Source organism: Alishewanella maricola (genome assembly GCF_016343785.1).
Taxonomy (GTDB): domain Bacteria; phylum Pseudomonadota; class Gammaproteobacteria; order Enterobacterales; family Alteromonadaceae; genus Alishewanella; species Alishewanella maricola.
This window is the reverse complement of sequence record NZ_JAEINI020000001.1, coordinates 248,171-266,803: the sequence shown is the minus strand read 5'-3', so window position 1 is coordinate 266,803 and position 18,633 is coordinate 248,171. Positions and strand designations below refer to the sequence as shown.

Here is an 18,633-nt window from a genome sequence, read left to right as displayed (position 1 = left end):
GCATTCTCATTTTCTGCAGATTCAGGTATGATACGCCGGTTTTTTCGGCTCAAAACAGCCCGTTCGTTTCCATTGAGGAGAAACACCATTATTTCGCGCGTGATTGACTTTTGCCGTCGTACCCTTGGCGCAAAAAATACCGAAACCGTAACGACCGAGCCAGTGGCTGCCGTTGCAAAAACTGCCGTCTCTAGCTTACCGCCGATGCGGGTTATTGGCCGTGATCAACACTCGATTTCTCGCAAAGACATCAGCCCGAATGCGCTGAAGGTACTTTATCGTCTAAAAGACGCTGGCTTTGAGGCATATTTGGTTGGCGGGTGTATCCGCGATTTATTGATTGGTTTAAAACCAAAAGATTTTGATGTGGTAACCAATGCTCGCCCAGAAGAAATTAAACAGGTCTTTCGTAACTGCCGCTTAATTGGCCGCCGCTTTCGCTTAGCGCATGTGGTTTTTGGCCGTGAAGTCATCGAAGTAGCAACGTTTCGTGGCCACCATAGCGGTGCCGAAGACGATGAAAATGTCAACAAAATCGCAAGCTTAAGCGATCATGGGCAGATCCTGCGGGATAATGTCTATGGCACCATCGAAGAAGATGCTGAACGTCGTGACTTCACTGTTAACGCGCTGTATTACTCGATCAAAGATTTTACTATTTACGATTTTGCCGAGGGCATGCAAAGCATCGCTAATCGCAATATCGAATTAATTGGCGATCCAGACGTTCGTTACCGTGAAGATCCGGTGCGAATTTTACGCGCCATACGTTTTGCCACCAAACTGAATATGCAATTGGCGGCGAAGACGGCTGCGCCGATCCCGCAATTAGCGGTATTGCTGAAAAACATTCCGGCACCACGCTTGTTTGATGAACTGGTAAAAATGTGGTTAGCCGGAAAAGGTTTCGATAACTTCATGCTGATGCGTGAATTAAAAGTGCTGAAGCAATTGTTGCCACAGTTAGAAAAACTGCTGAAACAAGAGCCTGAAGGCAAAGCCTTTCAGCTGATCACCCGAGCGTTACAAGATACGGATCAACGTGTAGCGCAAGATAAACCGGTGACTCCCGCCTTTATTTTTGCAGCATTACTCTGGTACCCGGTTGAAGTACGCGCTCAAACTTTACTCATTGAAAGCGGTTTAAACGAGAACGACGCTTTTAGTATCGCCATGACCGAAATATTGGATGATGTGCAGCGCAATATTGCCATTCCTAAACGCTTTAGCCTAGCCATGCGTGACATCTGGCTGTTACAAGGTCGCCTGACGAAGCGCGCAGGTCGACGTGCTTACAAGCTTATGGAACAAACCAAGTTTCGTGGTGCCTATGATTTTCTGGTACTGCGAGCAGCGGCCGAGGGCGGCGATTTGCCTGAATTAGCGCAGTGGTGGGAACAATTTCAGTTTACCGACGAAGCGAATCGATTAGAGTTAATTCAGCAATTGGGCCGCGCAGGACAAGAAAGACCGAAGCGTCGGCGTAATTACAAACGTAAACCGAGCCATGATTAAGCAGACAGAATTATGCTATATCGGCTTGGGAGCGAATCTCACAGAGCCCGTCGCCCAGTTACAGCGAGCGGTAGCAGCATTAGCGCAACTGCCTGCTTGCCAACTGTTGCACGTATCGCGTTTTTACAGTTCTAAGCCGATGGGGCCGCAAGACCAGCCTGACTATGTCAATGCGGTGGCGGCCTTAAATACCGAACTTAGTGCACAGCAATTACTGCAGGCTTTGCAACAGATTGAGCTGGAACAAGGTCGGCAGCGTAAAGCCGAACGCTGGGGGCCGCGCACTCTCGATCTGGATATATTATTATTCGGGCAACAGCAGATTGATACCCCCAACCTAACCGTGCCGCATTACGGTATGACAAAACGCGAATTTGTGCTGTACCCATTAGCAGAGATTGCGCCGAACTTAGTATTACCCGACGGCACTGCCCTATCGCAATGGCTTAGCGCCGTGCCGTTAAATGGCTTGCAACCGCTGCAACTTGCCGCTCAAGGTACTTTGTGCGAAGGTGCACCCTCAGACAATTAGTCGGATACGATGATATGGCGAAGATAACCACCGCAGTCTTACAAAAAATGAAACAACAAGCCGATAAAATCAGCATGTTGACCGCTTACGATGCTAGCTTTGCTAAACTGTTTGCTGAGCAAGGCGTTGATGTTCTGCTGATAGGTGATTCTCTCGGTATGGTGTTACAAGGCCATAGCGATACCCTGCCTGTGACTGTCCAAGATATCGCTTACCATACTCGCGCTGTGCGTGCAGGTGCGCCAGAAGCTTTCGTTATCGCTGATATGCCTTTTATGAGTTACGGCAGTACCGAGCAAGCGTTGCAAAGCGTTGTACCCTTGATGCAAGCAGGCGCGAATATGGTCAAGCTAGAGGGCGGTGACTTTTTATTACCCACCATTACCGCCTTAACTGAGCGCGGAGTACCGGTGTGTGGTCACTTAGGGCTAACACCGCAATCTGTACATATTTTGGGAGGGTATAAAGTACAGGGTAAAACGGCAGAGAAAGCCGATGCCATGCTGCGTCAAGCTTTAGCCTTAGAAGCTGCAGGGGCACAATTATTAGTACTGGAGTGCATTCCAACACCACTGGCACAGCGGATCACCGCAGCTCTGACTATCCCGGTAATTGGCATTGGAGCCGGTAATGTTACCGATGGCCAAGTGCTGGTGATGCATGATCTCTTAGGTATTAGCAGTGGTTACATCCCGAAATTTTCTAAAAATTATTTAGCCCAAACGGGCGAGATCCGCAGCGCCATTGCCAGCTATGTCAGTGAAGTCAAATCCGGCGTTTTTCCAAGCCAAGAGCACAGTTTTAATTAAATGAATATTCTGCAATCTGTTAATGAGCTGCGCAGCCAAATTCTGCGCTGGCGACAAGCGGGACAAAGCATCGCTTTTGTGCCGACGATGGGTAATCTGCATGCTGGCCATCTAAAATTAGTTGATGTTGCGAAGCAACAAGCCGATCAAGTGATCTGCAGCATCTTTGTTAATCCCATGCAGTTTGGTAAAAACGAAGATTTGGCCAGCTATCCTCGCACTTTAGAGGATGATATTGCTGGTTTAACACAGCACGGCGCCGCCGCTTTGTTTACCCCCACTCCTGAGATCATGTACCCTCGCGGTTTAGACGTACAAAGTTATGTTGAAGTGCCTTTACTCGGCGATCTGCATTGTGGCGCCAGCCGTGCCGGGCATTTTCGCGGTGTCAGTACCGTCGTCAGTAAGCTATTTAATTTAGTGCAACCCGATGTCGCTTGTTTTGGTCAAAAAGACTATCAACAGCTGGCGATTATCCGGCAAATGGTCACCGACTTGTCTTTTCCTATTCGAATCATTGGTGTGCCTACTGAGCGCGCTGCCGATGGCTTAGCCTTAAGTTCGCGAAACGGCTATTTAAGCGCAAGCCAGCGCCAGCAAGCGCCGGCGCTATATCAGATTTTACAGCAAGTAAAAGCGGCCATCTTGGCCGGCCAGCATGATTATCGGGCACTTGAGCGCCAAGCCAAAGCCGACTTAACTGAAGCGGGTTTTCGTCCTGATTATTTTGATATTAGCCATCAACACACCTTGGCACTGGCAGAGCACGCCACCGAGCCGAAAGTGATCTTAGCGGCTGCAGCGCTTGGCACGACCCGATTGATTGATAATCTGGAAGTTTAAGCAGTGCAGTTGTATTTGGGCTGCCCCATGTGGGCCAATCCGCAGTGGAAAGGCAGCCTGTACCCTGATGAAACGCCCCAACACGCTTTTTTAGCCCAATATGCCGCCGTGTTTAACACGGTGGAAGGCAATACCAGTTTTTATGCCGATCCAGATGCCAAAACAATAGCACGCTGGGCCTCGCTGTTACCTGCAGACTTTCGCTTACAATTAAAAGTCCCTTCGCGGCTGTCACATCAGTTACACAGTGATAATACCGCTGAACTGCAAGCCTGGTGGCAATTGCTCAGCCCGCTTCATCCTTTACTAGGTATGGTCCATTTACAACTGCCTGCTAGCACAGGCCCAGCTAATCTCGACTGGCTGACGCAACAACTGGATATCTTAAGGCCGTTAACCCCCATTTGTGTTGAGGTTCGCCATCCCGCTTTTTTTGACAAAGGCGAAGCAGAAGTGCAGTTAAATCGCCTACTGAGCCACTATCAAACCGAGCGCGTAGTGTTAGATAGCCGAGCGCTATTTTCCGTTCCCGCTAATAGCCCTGCACTGCTGGATGCACAGCAAAAGAAACCACGCTTACCGGTGCATGCCATTTGTTTAACTGAAACACCCGTGATGCGCTTTATTGGTTGTGCTGACACCAGTATTAACCAGCATTATTATCAACCTTGGCTAACTAAAATTGCCAGCTGGCTGCGTGCAGGTAAAACACCCTATTGCTATTTCCATACCCCTGACAATCAGGGGGCACCTGCGTTAGCTCGGCAATTTACCCGTGATTTACAACATCAACTGCCTGAGCTCCAACACGCAGTACTTGCCCCCTGGCCAGGCGAGCAGCGCGATCAATTAGCCTTATGGTAGCGCTATTTGCTTTTACTGATAACTCTTCCTAACCTTTAAATAAGCTCACTCTCTGGCTTGCACTGGTTTTGCCACAAAACAACGCAAGCATAATGTAGATCAAACCGCTGTTAACGCAATACCTGTACTATAACAGAGTTGATGTTAAGCATTATGCCGCAGCTAACGCCTGACAAGCTTTACTCGATGCTGCTGAGCTGTATGAGTGTTGTGTCGGCTACAGCGGGTAAAAGCCATTACTAACTTGCCGCCATACTCAATAAGCATAGCCTTAGCGTATCGTATTTATTAAACAACATAAGGATATGATCTTGTTTGCAGTACTTTTCGGCGTCAGTCGCGCAAACTTTCTTACTTTAACGCTAGTGTGTGTGTTACTGGCTGCTACGGCAGGCTGGCAAATGGTGGCCATGTCAACATGGCAAAACTACCTACTGGTGACCTTAATTGCGCTCAGTGCTCATATCAGCGTCAATGCCTTTAATGAATACTTTGATTTTAAATCGGGGCTCGATTTTTTAACCCAGCGAACGCCATTTAGTGGTGGCAGTGGTACCTTAGTAAACCACCCTGAAGCCAGTAGTATTGCGCTGAAACTGGCGATTATTTCGTTATGTGTGGTCATTTTTGCCGGTCTTTATCTGAGCTTTCAGCAAAACTGGCAATTACTGTTGATTGGTATCCCCGGTGTGCTGATTATTTATGCTTATACTCAGCATTTGAATAAAAACGCATTAGCCTGCTTATTGGCACCCGGTTTTGGCTTTGGCTTACTGATGACACTGGGCGCCTTTTGGGTGTTTGCTGGGGGCTTAACCGCCGGTGCTTGGGTACTGGCGATGATTATCAGTTTGTTAGTCAGTAATTTACTGCTACTAAATCAATTTCCAGATGTTGAAGCGGATCGTCAAGTCGGCCGAAACCATCTGCCCATCGTTATTGGTCGCCGACGCAGTGCCATGGTGTTTACTGCTTTATTGCTAGCCAGTTATGGCTTATTGATCATAGCCGTTGTTATGCAATTACTACCCTGGCAAACCTTGCTAGGCTTACTCAGTTTACCCTTATTGCTGAAGTTACTGCCGGGCATTTTTAAGTATGCCGACCAACCGACCGAACTTAGCCCCTTTCTTGGGATAAACGTCATACTTTGCCATGTGTATCCCTTGTTACTTTGTGCCGGCCTCGCTTGGGCGGCAGTTTAAACACTCGCACACTTTTAAGGATTTTAGATGCAGGTACTAGAAACGGATATCGCCATCATAGGTGGGGGTGGCGCGGGGTTAAGAGCGGCGATCGCTGCAGCAGAAGCCGACCCGGCTTGTCGAATCACCCTGTTATCTAAAGTGTATCCCATGCGATCACATACCGTTGCTGCCGAAGGAGGTGCCGCCGCAGTAACCTTGGCGCAAGACAGTATGCAAGGTCACTTTGAGGACACTGTTACGGGTGGCGATTGGTTAGCAGACCAAGATGTGGTTGAGTATTTTGTGCAACATGCCTATGAAGAATTAGTTAATTTAGAACATTGGGGGTGCCCTTGGAGCCGACGCGAGGATGGCAGTATTCAAGTCAGACGCTTTGGCGGCATGAAAACCGAGCGAACTTGGTTCGCCGCAGATAAAACCGGTTTTCATATTTTACATACGTTGTTTCAAACATCTTTTAAATACCCGAATATTCAGCGTTTAGATGAGTTTTTTGTTTTAGATTTATTAGTACATGAGCAACAGATAGTTGGTGTACTTGCCATACAACTCAACACGGGCGAACTGTATCAGATCCATGCCAAAAGCGTCATTCTGGCAACAGGGGGCGCTGGCCGAGTATTTCACCACAACACCAATGGTGGCATTGTTACGGGTGATGGTATGGCACTGGCCTATCGGCATGGTGTCGCGCTGCGCGATATGGAGTTTGTGCAATACCATCCAACCGGTTTGCCCGGCTCTGGCATCTTAATTACCGAGGCATGCCGTGGTGAAGGTGGCATTTTACTCAATCGTGACGGCTACCGTTACCTGCAGGATTATGGCCTAGGCCCTCAAACTCCGCTGGGTAAGCCGGAAAATAAATGCATGGAGCTGGGCCCGCGCGATAAATTATCGCAAGCCTTTTGGCACGAACAGCAGCAGGGCCGAACGGGTGATTGTCAGGGGCATGCGGTTGTCTATTTAGATTTGCGCCATTTAGGCGAACGCCATCTGCAACAACGACTGCCCTTTATTTGTGAATTAGCTAAGGCTTATGTCAATGTCGATCCCGCAAAAGCCTTAATACCGATCAGACCGGCCGTGCACTACACCATGGGGGGTATTTTAACTGATGCCCAATGCCAAACCAGTATCGCCGGTTTATTTGCCGTCGGCGAATGTGCCTCTGTGGGGCTGCACGGGGCCAACCGCTTGGGATCTAACTCTTTAAGCGAATTACTGGTGTTTGGCCATGTTGCCGGTAAGCAAGCGGCCAGCTTTGCTAAAACGGCAAAGGCCGCTGCTCGCACTAAACTGGATCAGTACTGCCAGCAGCAACAGCAACAGTTACAAGCCAAACTCGGCGTAAAAAGCGCCGACAGTGTCGCCGCAATTCGCCATGAGATGACACTGGCAATGGAACAAGGTTGTGGCATCTATCGTGATACTGCGGGTATGCAACAATGTTTAGCTACTCTGGCGCACTTGCAGCAACGTTATCAACAGGTGTTCGTCAGCGACCACAGTAAGGTCTTTAATACTGAGTTAATTCAACATTATGAGCTGGGCTTCGGCTTAGATGTGGCCAACGCTATGGTCAGCAGTGCATTGGCACGGCAAGAGTCTCGAGGCGCTCATCAGCGGATCGATGAAGGTATGCAACAGCGTGATGATGAGCGCTTCCTACAACATAGCCTAGCCCAGTTAACCGAGCAAGGTGCCGCCAGTATTCATTATCAGTCCGTACGTATCACTCAGAGCAAACCGGCGGTCAGACGTTATGGTGCAGAGCCTAGCCAACAGGAGCAGCGTTAATGCAGAAAACACTGGTGATTCAACGCTACAACCCAGAGCAAGATCACAAACCGCATCCGCAGCATTTCACTGTACCCTGCGATGACAGCACTTCGGTGCTCGATGCATTGTTGTATATTCAGCAGCAACTGGATCCAACGCTGGCTTTTCGATGGTCTTGCCGCATGGCTATTTGTGGCTCCTGTGGCGTGATGGTCAATGGCATACCGAAGCTTGGCTGTAAAACGTTTCTGCGTGATTATAAAGATGACATCACGCTGGAAGCCTTAGCACACTTTGCCACCGAAAAAGATCTGATTTCTGATATGTCAGTGTTTTTAACCCATTTGCAGGCAGTCAAACCTTACCTCATTAACCACGACACCCACTTACAGCCGCATCAGCAAACACCAAAACAGCTGGCGAAGTATGCTCAGTTTTCCAACTGCATTAATTGTGGTTTATGTTATTCCGCTTGTCCGCAATTTGGTTTAAACCCAGCGTTTTTAGGCCCCGCCGCGCTGACTTTAGCGCAGCGTTATAATCTCGATAGTCGCGATCAGGGAAAAGCACAGCGCATGCCGCAGCTTAACGGTAAAAATGGCGTCTGGGGATGTACCTTTGTCGGCTTTTGCTCGGATGTCTGCCCAAAACAACTCGATCCGGCCGCTGCCGTCAATCAGGGTAAAGTAGCGTCTGCTGCGGACTTTGTGATTGGTATCTTTAAACCTTAGGAGCGCATCATGTCAGAACCCCGTCAGGTTAACCAAGCTTATCAGAGTCAACTGCGGCGCAATTGGTGGTTAAAGCATGGCTACTATCAACGTTATATGCTGCGTGAAGCAACCGTTTTACCCTTATTGTTTTTTTGTGGTTGCCTGCTAACCGGCCTGTACAGTTTGCAACATAGCGAACAAAGCTGGTTGAATTGGCTTGCCTTTATGGCCACCCCTTGGGTGATTGGCCTAAACCTTTTGACCTTTTTTGCTAGTTTGTTTCATGCCAAAACCTTTTTTGAATTGTTCCCTCGGGTGTTACCCATTTTGCCAGCGCCGTTAATGATTGCAGGGCAATGGCTTGGCACACTCAGCGTGACGTTATTACTCGCATTGTTATTAGGGGGTGTGCTATGACGCAACCGGCCCGTTCTGATGAACCGATTTGGTGGGCTTTATTTAGTGCCGGCGGTGTGTGTTTTGCCGTGCTGATCCCAGGGGTAATTCTTACCCTCGCGATTGCCTATCCTTTGGGATTATTACCGGAAAACGCTTTAGATTATGCAAAAATACGCCAGTGGCTCTTTAGCGATTATTGGGGATTAGCAGGCTTAGTGCTGGTGGGCGCAGGGCTGTGTTTGCCGCTGTTTCATGCCATGCACCGCGTGCATCATGGTATGCATGACTTAATGCTCAGAGCGGGCGGCTGGGGTAAAGTGCTCTGCTATGGTAGCGCCAGCTTGTTAAGTGTGCTGGCGCTGTATTTTTGGTATTTAGGCCTAAGTGCAAGCTAACCCCCCCTGACGCCGCAGCGTCAGAGTCAGGATTAAGCTAAGATATCAGCAGCAAATTGGCGTAATTTGGGATAAAAGTCTTTGTCTAATTGCGCCAACTGATCTTGTTCCACTAAGACCTCACGCAGAATCTCTTCTGTGGTAAGGGGGTTCGCCAGTACCACGCGAAAGACGATTGTTTCTTGTCGATCATAGCGCACAGGAGTTAACCGGGTACGAGAGACAAAAGATTTCCCCTCTTCCCGCTGCCGTTTTTGAATAAACTGCGTTAAACCATTTAACAGCTCGTTGATACGGCGGCGTTGCTCAGGCGTGCCATGCGCCAGCGCTTTTTGCACCTGCGCGGGAACATAGCGATAGGTCAAAATGCACAGTTCAGGCTCAGTGATCAGCTCAAAATCAATATTATGGCTAATCAGCGTGGCAAAGTACTTGGCTTTTTCGATACTGCGTTCAATTAAGATCTGATAGCCTTTATAGCCAATCACTTGCAAACACGCGTGCACCAGCATTGCCATGCCCGGCCTAGACCCTTCTAAGGTTTGGCTGCCGAGATCTTTCGAGCCCTTACGCAAAATATATTCAGCATGATGCTCAATCGCATTCGCCGCAGACGGATGCTTAAACACCACCATGCCCGCGCCCATTGGTACATACATTTGTTTATGCGCATCAATGGTCACCGAGTCGGCGCGCTCTATGCCCGCAAGCAGGGTTCGGTGCTTAGCCGAAAATAACGTCGCACCGCCCCAGGCCGCATCAACATGGAAATGACACTGATATTCTGCGGCCAGATCGGCCAATTTATCTAACGGATCCACGTTACCGGTTTCTGTTGCACCGGCCACTCCGACAATCGCTAACACTTTAATCTGCTTTTGCTGTAGCTCGTTCAACACCCGGCGCATCTCGGTAATATCGGCTTTGTTATTCGCGTCAGTTTTTATCGAAATAACCGAATCACGGCCAATGCCAAGTACATCAGCCGCTTTACCTAACGAGTAATGCCCCCGCTCAGACACGACAATTGCTAAACCTTGATAACCGTAATGCTGCATCGCGCGGAATAAGCCCTCTTTTGCAATACCTTTAAAATCACCCTCAGCTTTCAGTAGTTTGTTACGCGCAATCCATAATGCGGTAATGTTGGCAATGGTGCCGCCAGAACAAAACGCGCCGAGCGAGTGATTGGCACTGTGCATCCATTTTTTATAGAACCCTTCGCGCTCGCCGTACACTAAATGGTGCATCATGCCGAGTACTTGCCGCTCTAATGGCGTAAAGGCTTTAGAGGTTTCAATCTTCACCAAGTTTTGATTAAGCCCTACCATCATTTTCGACAGCGGCAACACAAAATAGGGTAAGGCTGACGTCATATGGCCAATAAAGCTGGGCGCTGCTGTATGCACAGAGTGTGCAACCAGCTTTTGCATAATGCTTTCGGTATAGTCAGAGACAAAACTGGGTTGTTCTGGGATCTGGTATGCCTGAAAATCCCGCTCGATTTGCCATAGCGGTTTTTCGACAGCAACAATGCTCTCGTTTAAAAAACCAGCCAAATTCTGCGACAAATTCTGCTCAATAATACTCAGTGTCGAGTCCGGTGCTTCCGGTACAGTAAAGATCCGCCACAACGCTTCTTCCGAGGCGGTTGCTTGGCGTTTTGTTTGGTCATTCATGCCTGTCAGTACCTTGCTGCATTCGATTAACCCTAGGTTGGTTTATACACCAACCTGGAGTGTTATGGTTGCAACCATTAAATGTCTGCAAAAATCATATCCCTGTATCCGGGATTTAGTATTTAGCTACGCAAACCTATACCTTTGTTAATAAGATACATGGCATAACTGAATAAAACGATAATAAATCCTAAAACTACTGCTAGCGCTAACCACAGACTGACGTCTGAATACCCTAAGAAACCATAGCGAAAGGCGTTAACCATATACACTATTGGATTTAAAGCAGCAACTTTTTGCCAAAAACCAGGCAATAACGACAACGAGTAAAACACCCCACCCAAATAGGTTAATGGCGTTAAGACAAAGGTGGGGATGATACTAATATCATCAAAGGTTTTCGCATACACCGCGTTGATTAAGCCACCTAAAGCAAACAGCATAGACGTTAAAATCACCGTAACAATAATGATCGCCAAATTATGAATTTGGATCGTTACAAAAAACAACGACAAGATGGTTACGATTAAACCGACCAACATGCCACGCGCCATTCCACCGCCAATATAACCCAGCACGATGATAAAATTTGGCACTGGCGCAACTAATAACTCTTCGACATTACGTTGAAACTTCGCACTAAAAAACGATGAGGCAACATTAGTGTAAGAATTGGTGATCACCGACATCATAATTAGGCCAGGTACAATAAACTCCATATAGCTAAAGCCATTCATCTGACCAATACGTGAGCCAATCAAGCTACCAAAAATAACAAAATACAAACTCATGGTAATGGCGGGTGGCACCAAGGTTTGCACCCAGATCCGCATAAAGCGGGTAATTTCTTTATTTAAAATACTTTGTAATGCAATCAAGTACTGGCTTCTCATACTGCCACCTCCCGACCATGCTCTACTAAAGTGACAAACAACTCTTCTAAACGATTCGCTTTATTGCGCATCGATAGCACTTTGACGTCTTGTGCACTGAGTTGGCTAAAGATAGGGTTTAAGCCTTGCGATTTTTCTACATCCACTTCAATACTTTGTTCATCCAACTGTCGCCAAACAAAGTCGGTTAATTGTAAATTTGCAGGCAACTGTGCCACATCGAATATAAAGGTTTCTTTGCCTAGCTTGGCCAGCAATGCCTTCATGGTGGTGTTTTCAACAATATTGCCTTTATCAATAATGGCAATATTGCGACAGAGCATTTCGGCTTCTTCTAAATAATGCGTGGTCAGAATAATGGTGACACCTTGCTGATTAATGGTTTTTAGGAACTCCCACATCGAGCGGCGTAATTCGATATCCACGCCAGCGGTAGGTTCATCTAATATCAATAGTTTAGGCTCATGCATTAGCGCTCGCGCTATCATCAAACGCCGCTTCATACCACCGGATAACTCACGCGCCGGCGCCGACCGTTTTTCCCACAAACCAAGCTGCCCGAGGTACTTTTCGGCGCGTTTTAACGCCACCGTTTTCGGTACGCCATAATAACCTGCTTGATTGATCACAATCTGTAACACCGTTTCAAACTGGTTAAAGTTAAATTCTTGCGGTACCAACCCTAAGCAACTTTTCGCTGCTTCTAACTGTGTATCGATATCGAAGCCAAACACCCGCACCTTACCTTGCGTTTTATTCACCAACGAACTGATCACACCAATAGTGGTGCTTTTACCTGCGCCATTCGGGCCAAGTAAGGCAAAGAAATCACCCTGCTTAACTTGCAAATCAATGCCTGACAACGCCACCGTGCCGCTGCCATAAATTTTATGCAGATCTGAAATATCCAGTGCAATTTCCAATGTTAACTCCTCTTTGAATACTTAGTTACCACCGTAGCCCCAACGCGCGACTAATTGCTGCGACAAACCCAGCTGGTCGAGAATACGTGCTACCATAAAATCCACTAAATCGCTGATCTGCTGTGGTTGATGATAAAAGCCTGGTGCGGCAGGCATAATACAAACCCCTAGCCGACTCAGCTTTAACATGTTTTCTAAATGGATGGCACTGAGTGGGCTTTCTCGCACCACTAAAATTAACTTACCGCCCTCTTTAATAACGACATCGGCGGCGCGCTCTATCAAGTTATCACTGGCACCTTGAGCAATCGCTGACAGACTCCCGGTTGAGCAGGGACACACCACCATCTGCCGCGGTGCGGCCGAGCCGGACGCGACTGGTGAAAACCAGTCATCTTTGCCGTACACCTTGAGTAGTTCAGCGTCACATTGAAAATGTTGCTGTAATTGCGCAGCACAGCGCTCAGCGGCGGCGGGTAACTTAATATCATGTTCGGTAGCAAAGACCACGCGCGCCGCACTAGAAATCAGCAAGTGCACTTTGACCTGTTGCTTTAACAACAATTCTAATAAGCGCCAGCCATAAGGCGCACCTGATGCACCGGTAAAGGCTAAGGTGATTTCTGTTGGGGATTGATTCATTAAGTGTTCCATTTATCTGTGAGGGCAGTCAGTAGTTTCTGATGAATCCCGCCGAAGCCGCCATTACTCATAATGACAATGCTGTCACCGGGTTGAGCGGTTGCCACTAAACGCGTCAATAATTCATCAATATCGTAACTCACACTGGCCGGGCCATGAAGCCGCGCAACCAATTCACTCATCGACCAGCCGGCATTGCGTGGTTCAAACAGTAACACTTCATCGGCACTGAGTAACGCTTGCGGTAACGCGGCTTGATGTACGCCCAGTCGCATGGTGTTCGAGCGTGGTTCAAGTACGGCTATGATACGTTGCTGGCCCACTTTGGCACGTAAACCTTTTAAGGTCGTTTCAATCGCCGTGGGGTGATGTGCAAAATCATCATAGATAGCAATATTACCCGGTGTCCCTTTTAATTCCATACGGCGCTTCGGCGCAATAAAACGGGCTAAAGCTTCAATACTGACGGCAACCGGCACGCCCGCATGGCGAGCCGCGGCAATGGCCATCATACCGTTATCGACATTATGCTGGCCGGTTAGCTGCCAAGTGACGCTACCTTGCAACTGTTGTTGCCAAAACACCTGAAATGCCGAACCATCCGCTTCCGTTAACGCGACTCGCCAATCGGTACCATACGCTTCGCGTTGACTCCAGCAACCTAAGGCGAGTGTTTGCGCTACGGCCGGTACACCTTCCGGCGACACCACTAAACCTGAAGCCGGTACAGTGCGCAACAGATGATGAAATTGCCGTTGAATGGCGGCCAAATCTGGGAAAATATCCGCATGATCATATTCAAGGTTGTTAATCACTAAGGTGCGTGGCCGGTAATGCACAAACTTCGAGCGTTTATCAAAAAACGCCGTGTCATATTCGTCGGCTTCAATTACAAAAAACGGCGCATCGCCTAAACGGGCAGAGCAATCGAAGTTTTGTGGCACACCACCAATTAAGAAGCCCGGTTTTAAACCGGCATACTCGAGGATCCAAGCTAACATACTTGCGGTAGTGGTTTTACCATGCGTGCCGGCGACGGCAATCACCCAACGCTGCTGCAAGAGTTGCTCGGATAACCATTGCGGCCCTGAGCTATAAGCTAAGCCGTGTTCTAATACATACTCCACCGCAGGGTTGCCGCGAGACAGCGCATTACCAATAATCACCAAGTCAGGTGCAGGTTCCAACTGGGCAGGATCGTAACCTTGCGTTAAACTGATGCCAAGTTGTTGCAGTTGCGTGCTCATTGGCGGGTAAACATTGAGATCGGAGCCGGTGACGTGATGTCCCAAGGCTTTCGCTAATGCGGCGATGCCCCCCATAAAGGTGCCACAAATACCTAAAATATGAATATGCATATATCTTTTCTCTTAACAATCGCCGGCTATTGTAACAAATGCAGATAAAGCTGCGATGAAAACTGCAATTTAAGGAAAACTTCTTTAAAATAACTATTGCTGTTAACAGCAAACCTCTGACCCGATAAGAAAAGGACCTACTATAATGCGTCGCATCTCCCCCGTACTGCAACAAGATGGCGTGGATCCAGACCTGATCTCGCTTTTGAAGACTATTCTCGCTGCCTGTCGTGAAATTGCCTTTCGGGTAAGTCAAGGTGAACTGGCCGGTGTTTTAGGATCAACCCTGGCCGAAAATGTCCAAGGCGAAACACAAAAAAAACTCGATATTATCGCCAACGAATTACTCAAAGAAATTATCTTAGAGACCGGTGTTGTCAAAGCGATTAGCTCTGAAGAAGAAGACACCATAGTACCGGGTAACCCTAATGGGCGTTACTTAGTCACGTTTGATCCGCTCGACGGCTCATCTAACACCGATATTAACAGCCTACTCGGCACTATTTTCTCAATTCTTCCCGCTGATGCAGCAAAAGAGGCTGATGATGCCAGTCAATTTTTACAACCCGGTACGGCACAAGTTGCCGCAGGTTATGTGCTCTACGGTCCGTCGACCATGTTAGCGCTAACGACCGGTAAAGGCACGCGTCTGTACACCTTGGATAAAACCTATGGCGGCTTCTTATTAACCGAAGACACGGCGACTATTCCTAAATACACCGCCGAATTTGCAATTAATATGTCAAACCAACGTTTTTGGCAGCCTGCTATGCAGGAATATATGGCCGATTTACTAAAAGGCAAGGAAGGGCCTCGTGGTAAAAACTTTAATATGCGCTGGATCGCCGCGATGGTCGGTGATGTACATCGCGTATTGTGCCGTGGCGGCATCTTTATGTATCCACGCGATAACAAAGACCCGAGCAAGCCCGATAAACTGCGTTTAATGTACGAAGCTAACCCGATGAGCTTTTTAGTAGAGCAAGCCGGTGGGGCAAGTTCAACCGGCTATGAACGTATTATGGATATCGTGCCCACCGATATTCACCAGCGTGTGGCCGTCATTTTAGGCTCAAAACATGAGGTCGAGACCTGTGTAAGCTATCATGCTAAGCAGCCCAACTAAGACCAATAACTTATAGCGAATTTTACGGGTGTCATTATAATGTCGCCCAGCCATTAACCAGAGGACCAAGCGATGAGCTTAAGCGATGTAGCTGCAGGTAAAAACCTGCCAGACGAAATTAACGTAATTATTGAAATTCCAGCTAATGCTGACCCGATTAAATACGAAGTCGATAAAGATACTGGCACGGTATGGGTTGACCGCTTTATGTCGACCCCGATGTTCTACCCTTGTAACTATGGTTTCGTTAACCAAACCTTATCGTTAGATGGGGACCCAGTTGACGTTTTAGTGCCAACACCTTATCCATTAGTACCAGGTGCGGTAATCAAGTGTCGTCCGGTTGCCGTTCTGCATATGGAAGATGAAGCAGGCCAAGATGCCAAAGTATTAGCGGTTCCAGTCAGTAAACTGACGAAGCTGTATGATCATATCCATGATGTGAATGACGTGCCTGAACTGCTGAAAAAACAAATTCAGCACTTCTTTGAACGTTACAAAGAACTGGAAAGCGGTAAGTGGGTAAAAGTAACAGGTTGGGGTGATGTTGCTGCCGCCAAAGCCGAGATCATGACCTCATTTGAACGCGCGAGCAAGTAACCTCATTACGCCATAAGCCAGCATCATTGGCTTATGGCGTTTAACTGCATTAATTTTCTGCTAAATAAGCCATTAATTCAGCATGTGGCAGTGGTTTAGCGAAGAAATAACCTTGAACTTCATCACACTGCATTTGAGTAATCACCGCCAACTGCTCTGCCGTTTCTACGCCTTCAGCAATGGTTTGTAAGCCAATACGCTTACCTAAATTGATAATGGTTTCAGCAATTAAGCCACCATCTTGCTGATCAATTGCATTAATGAAAGCCCTGTCTACTTTAATGCGATCCAACGGTAATTGTTGTAAATAACTTAACGACGAAAAGCCGATACCAAAATCATCTATCGCGACCTTAATACCAAAGCTTTTCAGCTTTTGTAATGCACTGATCACCCTATTCGGTTCGTCCATCACCACCGATTCGGTGATTTCCAGTTCTAACAGATGTGGCGCAACCTGATAACGCTGTATGGTTTCGATAACCGAAGGCACAAACTGTGCTGAACGAAATTGTGGCATCGACACATTTACGGCAATTCGCAGATTAGTATAACCGACCTCAGCTAAGCGCTTTAATTGCTGACAAGCCTGTTCTAGCACCCATAAACCAATATCCACAATCAACCCTGAATACTCCGCCAATGGAATAAACACGGCCGGTGAAATATATTGATTTGGCTGGTGTGGCCATCGTAATAAGGCTTCCATCCCAACTACTTTTTGCGTTTTGATACACAGTTGTGGCTGATACCATAACTCCAATTTGTCTAGGGCAAAGTCGGCTCTGAGCTTACGCAACATGTTTAAGCGATTACTGACTTCATCCTCCATCGAAGGCTCATAATATTGATGATTCACCCCCAAAGTCTTTTTGGCTTTATTCAGCGCAATATAAACATGCTTCATAATAACCATGCCCTGCTCACCCGAGTCGCGTAAACGACAAATACCATAGGTAGAATTAACTTGCAGGCTATGCTCAAACGCTTGAAATGGCGAACTAAAAACCGCTTTTAACCGCGTGGGGGTTAACTGGTCTTCTGGGCCCACTAAGGCGAAGACATCCGCCCCCACCCGGCCCAACTGACAGCTAATGCCAAAATGTTCGATCAAGCGCAGCGTAACAGCAACCAACAGTTCATTACCCACCTCTTGACCCAGGCCATCATTCACATCTGAGAAATGATCAATATCCACCAGTACGGCAACCATATTGTCAGGTTCAAACCGTCGCGTATCCTGCAAGATTTGAATAAACTCATTACGATTTGGCGTTTTGGTTAACGGGTCAATATAGGCCGCATGTCTTAATTGTTGGAATAAAGCGACATTCTCATAACCAATCGAGATATTGGTTAAAAATACTTCGATAAGTTGCTGATCCGCGGTATCAATAGGCCGATTGGTTTCAATATAAACGGCGGCATTGTGTTTCTCGTTGCCTAAATATAAAACGGTGTCACGTTCCGAGAAGATATGCCGTTTACTCAATAGACACAGATTAATTTGCTCAACAATCCGTTTATTCTCTAAGCGTTCTAATTGGCATTTAATGTAAGGCGCGTAATGCCCAGCCGCACCCAATACATAAATACGATCACTTGCCGAGCCGTCATCTTCAATCTGCGCACACAAAACACCTTCAGCGTGCAAGCCAATTAACGAAGAAATTTGCGTGACCACGCCTTCAGAGAATTCGTGTAATGAATGCTGTTCCAGCAAATTGGCACCGGCACTGATGATTTTTTGTAAACCAAGGCGATTTTGATTAATGGTTTTAATTTGCTGATAGGAACGAATGGAAGAAATAATCGAGGTAACCAGTTTACTGCGGGTCAGTTCTGTTTTCGTTTTGTAGTCGTTGATATCGTATTCTTTGATAACACTTTCTTCAGGCGCATAACCTGGCTGACCGGTGCGCAAGACAATACGTAACTCATCCATACGCAATTCGTCTCGAATACGCCGCACAACCTGTAAACCGGCGTCATCGGTCTCCATCACCACATCGAGTAAAACCAACGCTGTATCAGGCTGTTTCAGTAAAAAATCGATGGCTTGCTGTCCGGAGAAGGCATGATGAAATTGCAAACGCTTACCTAGCACGATCAAATCATTCAGCGCCAGTTTGGTTACGGTGTGGATTTCTTCATCGTCATCGACGATCAACAGATGCCAAACGTCGAGTTCATGCAACGGTGTAGTCGGCGCATGTTCATCGTCTGCTAAAAACAGAAATCCTTCATCTGCGTTATTTTGTATCATCGGCCAACCTTTATATTAACGTCCTGCTAATTTAACCGCTTCCTAACTGCAAAGGGCGTGCTGCTAATCCCCTAATAGGTATGCGC

18 protein-coding genes are annotated in these 18,633 nt (G+C 47.4%); 12 read left to right on the top strand and 6 right to left on the bottom strand.

Annotation, left to right across the window (positions count from 1 at the left end):
• Positions 1-204: 204 nt before the first annotated feature.
• The 10 genes from pcnB (at position 205) to frdD (ending at position 9,060) form a co-directional block, all read left to right on the top strand.
• The gene (pcnB, locus tag JAO78_RS01330; RefSeq protein ID WP_255654367.1) at positions 205-1,515 is read left to right on the top strand and encodes a polynucleotide adenylyltransferase PcnB; all 1,311 of its coding nucleotides are present in this window, start codon (positions 205-207) and stop codon (positions 1,513-1,515) included.
• On the top strand, positions 1,508-2,047 hold the full coding sequence (folK, locus tag JAO78_RS01325) for a 2-amino-4-hydroxy-6-hydroxymethyldihydropteridine diphosphokinase (RefSeq protein WP_226749550.1): 540 nt from the start codon (positions 1,508-1,510) through the stop codon (positions 2,045-2,047). The genes pcnB and folK overlap by 8 nt, the downstream gene beginning before the upstream one ends.
• A gap of 14 nt (positions 2,048-2,061) precedes the next feature.
• Positions 2,062-2,856, top strand: a complete 795-nt coding sequence (panB, locus tag JAO78_RS01320; RefSeq protein ID WP_226749549.1) for a 3-methyl-2-oxobutanoate hydroxymethyltransferase — start codon at positions 2,062-2,064, stop codon at positions 2,854-2,856.
• Positions 2,857-3,699, top strand: a complete 843-nt coding sequence (gene panC, locus JAO78_RS01315) for a pantoate--beta-alanine ligase (RefSeq protein ID WP_226749548.1) — start codon at positions 2,857-2,859, stop codon at positions 3,697-3,699. It begins immediately after the preceding gene.
• Between the two features lie 3 nt (positions 3,700-3,702).
• Positions 3,703-4,563: a DUF72 domain-containing protein gene (locus JAO78_RS01310; protein ID WP_500786065.1), complete on the top strand. Its 861-nt coding sequence runs from the start codon at positions 3,703-3,705 to the stop codon at positions 4,561-4,563.
• 311 nt (positions 4,564-4,874) lie between these two features.
• Positions 4,875-5,768: a prenyltransferase gene (locus JAO78_RS01305; RefSeq protein WP_226749546.1), complete on the top strand. Its 894-nt coding sequence runs from the start codon at positions 4,875-4,877 to the stop codon at positions 5,766-5,768.
• A 27-nt stretch (positions 5,769-5,795) separates the two neighbouring features.
• The gene (frdA, locus tag JAO78_RS01300) at positions 5,796-7,571 is read left to right on the top strand and encodes a fumarate reductase (quinol) flavoprotein subunit (RefSeq protein WP_226749545.1); all 1,776 of its coding nucleotides are present in this window, start codon (positions 5,796-5,798) and stop codon (positions 7,569-7,571) included.
• A complete protein-coding gene (locus JAO78_RS01295; protein WP_226749544.1) occupies positions 7,571-8,284 on the top strand; it encodes a succinate dehydrogenase/fumarate reductase iron-sulfur subunit in 714 nt (237 codons plus the stop codon). The genes frdA and JAO78_RS01295 overlap by 1 nt, the downstream gene beginning before the upstream one ends.
• Positions 8,285-8,293: 9 nt before the next feature.
• Positions 8,294-8,683, top strand: a complete 390-nt coding sequence (locus tag JAO78_RS01290) for a succinate dehydrogenase/fumarate reductase transmembrane subunit (protein ID WP_226749543.1) — start codon at positions 8,294-8,296, stop codon at positions 8,681-8,683.
• A complete protein-coding gene (gene frdD / locus JAO78_RS01285; RefSeq protein WP_226749542.1) occupies positions 8,680-9,060 on the top strand; it encodes a fumarate reductase subunit FrdD in 381 nt (126 codons plus the stop codon). The genes JAO78_RS01290 and frdD overlap by 4 nt, the downstream gene beginning before the upstream one ends.
• A gap of 32 nt (positions 9,061-9,092) precedes the next feature.
• On the opposite strand, the gene panP is transcribed toward frdD, so the two are convergent.
• The 5 genes from panP to mpl all read right to left on the bottom strand — a co-directional run bounded on the left by panP (position 9,093) and on the right by mpl (position 14,555).
• On the bottom strand, positions 9,093-10,739 hold the full coding sequence (gene panP / locus JAO78_RS01280; protein WP_226749541.1) for a pyridoxal-dependent aspartate 1-decarboxylase PanP: 1,647 nt from the start codon (positions 10,737-10,739) through the stop codon (positions 9,093-9,095).
• Positions 10,740-10,861: 122 nt separating this feature from the next.
• A complete protein-coding gene (locus JAO78_RS01275; protein WP_226749540.1) occupies positions 10,862-11,632 on the bottom strand; it encodes an ABC transporter permease in 771 nt (256 codons plus the stop codon).
• Entirely contained in the window at positions 11,629-12,555 is a 927-nt protein-coding gene (locus JAO78_RS01270; protein WP_226749539.1) for an ABC transporter ATP-binding protein, read from the bottom strand. Before JAO78_RS01270 ends, JAO78_RS01275 begins: the two co-directional genes overlap by 4 nt.
• A 21-nt stretch (positions 12,556-12,576) precedes the next feature.
• Positions 12,577-13,197, bottom strand: a complete 621-nt coding sequence (locus JAO78_RS01265) for a flavin prenyltransferase UbiX (protein WP_226749538.1) — start codon at positions 13,195-13,197, stop codon at positions 12,577-12,579.
• The gene (gene mpl / locus JAO78_RS01260) at positions 13,197-14,555 is read right to left on the bottom strand and encodes a UDP-N-acetylmuramate:L-alanyl-gamma-D-glutamyl-meso-diaminopimelate ligase (RefSeq protein WP_226749537.1); all 1,359 of its coding nucleotides are present in this window, start codon (positions 14,553-14,555) and stop codon (positions 13,197-13,199) included. Before mpl ends, JAO78_RS01265 begins: the two co-directional genes overlap by 1 nt.
• 145 nt (positions 14,556-14,700) lie before the next feature.
• Here mpl and JAO78_RS01255 point away from each other — a divergent pair, with 145 nt between their 5' ends.
• Both JAO78_RS01255 and ppa read left to right on the top strand, forming a co-directional pair.
• A complete protein-coding gene (locus tag JAO78_RS01255) occupies positions 14,701-15,681 on the top strand; it encodes a class 1 fructose-bisphosphatase (protein WP_226749536.1) in 981 nt (326 codons plus the stop codon).
• Positions 15,682-15,753: 72 nt separating this feature from the next.
• A complete protein-coding gene (gene ppa / locus JAO78_RS01250) occupies positions 15,754-16,281 on the top strand; it encodes an inorganic diphosphatase (protein WP_226749535.1) in 528 nt (175 codons plus the stop codon).
• Positions 16,282-16,330: 49 nt separating this feature from the next.
• Here ppa and JAO78_RS01245 read toward each other — a convergent pair whose 3' ends face one another.
• Positions 16,331-18,547 (bottom strand): two-component system response regulator, encoded by a 2,217-nt coding sequence (locus JAO78_RS01245; RefSeq protein ID WP_226749534.1) that lies wholly within the window; start codon positions 18,545-18,547, stop codon positions 16,331-16,333.
• Positions 18,548-18,633 lie beyond the last annotated feature (86 nt).

Coding starts and splice junctions, on each gene's coding strand:
- pcnB (WP_255654367.1), top strand. CDS start 205: ATGCGGGTTATTGGCCGTGATCAACACTCGATTTCTCGCAAAGACATC.
- folK (WP_226749550.1), top strand. CDS start 1,508: ATGATTAAGCAGACAGAATTATGCTATATCGGCTTGGGAGCGAATCTC.
- panB (WP_226749549.1), top strand. CDS start 2,062: ATGGCGAAGATAACCACCGCAGTCTTACAAAAAATGAAACAACAAGCC.
- panC (WP_226749548.1), top strand. CDS start 2,857: ATGAATATTCTGCAATCTGTTAATGAGCTGCGCAGCCAAATTCTGCGC.
- frdA (WP_226749545.1), top strand. CDS start 5,796: ATGCAGGTACTAGAAACGGATATCGCCATCATAGGTGGGGGTGGCGCG.
- JAO78_RS01295 (WP_226749544.1), top strand. CDS start 7,571: ATGCAGAAAACACTGGTGATTCAACGCTACAACCCAGAGCAAGATCAC.
- JAO78_RS01290 (WP_226749543.1), top strand. CDS start 8,294: ATGTCAGAACCCCGTCAGGTTAACCAAGCTTATCAGAGTCAACTGCGG.
- frdD (WP_226749542.1), top strand. CDS start 8,680: ATGACGCAACCGGCCCGTTCTGATGAACCGATTTGGTGGGCTTTATTT.
- panP (WP_226749541.1), bottom strand. CDS start 10,739: ATGAATGACCAAACAAAACGCCAAGCAACCGCCTCGGAAGAAGCGTTG.
- JAO78_RS01275 (WP_226749540.1), bottom strand. CDS start 11,632: ATGAGAAGCCAGTACTTGATTGCATTACAAAGTATTTTAAATAAAGAA.
- JAO78_RS01265 (WP_226749538.1), bottom strand. CDS start 13,197: ATGAATCAATCCCCAACAGAAATCACCTTAGCCTTTACCGGTGCATCA.
- mpl (WP_226749537.1), bottom strand. CDS start 14,555: ATGCATATTCATATTTTAGGTATTTGTGGCACCTTTATGGGGGGCATC.
- JAO78_RS01255 (WP_226749536.1), top strand. CDS start 14,701: ATGCGTCGCATCTCCCCCGTACTGCAACAAGATGGCGTGGATCCAGAC.
- ppa (WP_226749535.1), top strand. CDS start 15,754: ATGAGCTTAAGCGATGTAGCTGCAGGTAAAAACCTGCCAGACGAAATT.
- JAO78_RS01245 (WP_226749534.1), bottom strand. CDS start 18,547: ATGATACAAAATAACGCAGATGAAGGATTTCTGTTTTTAGCAGACGAT.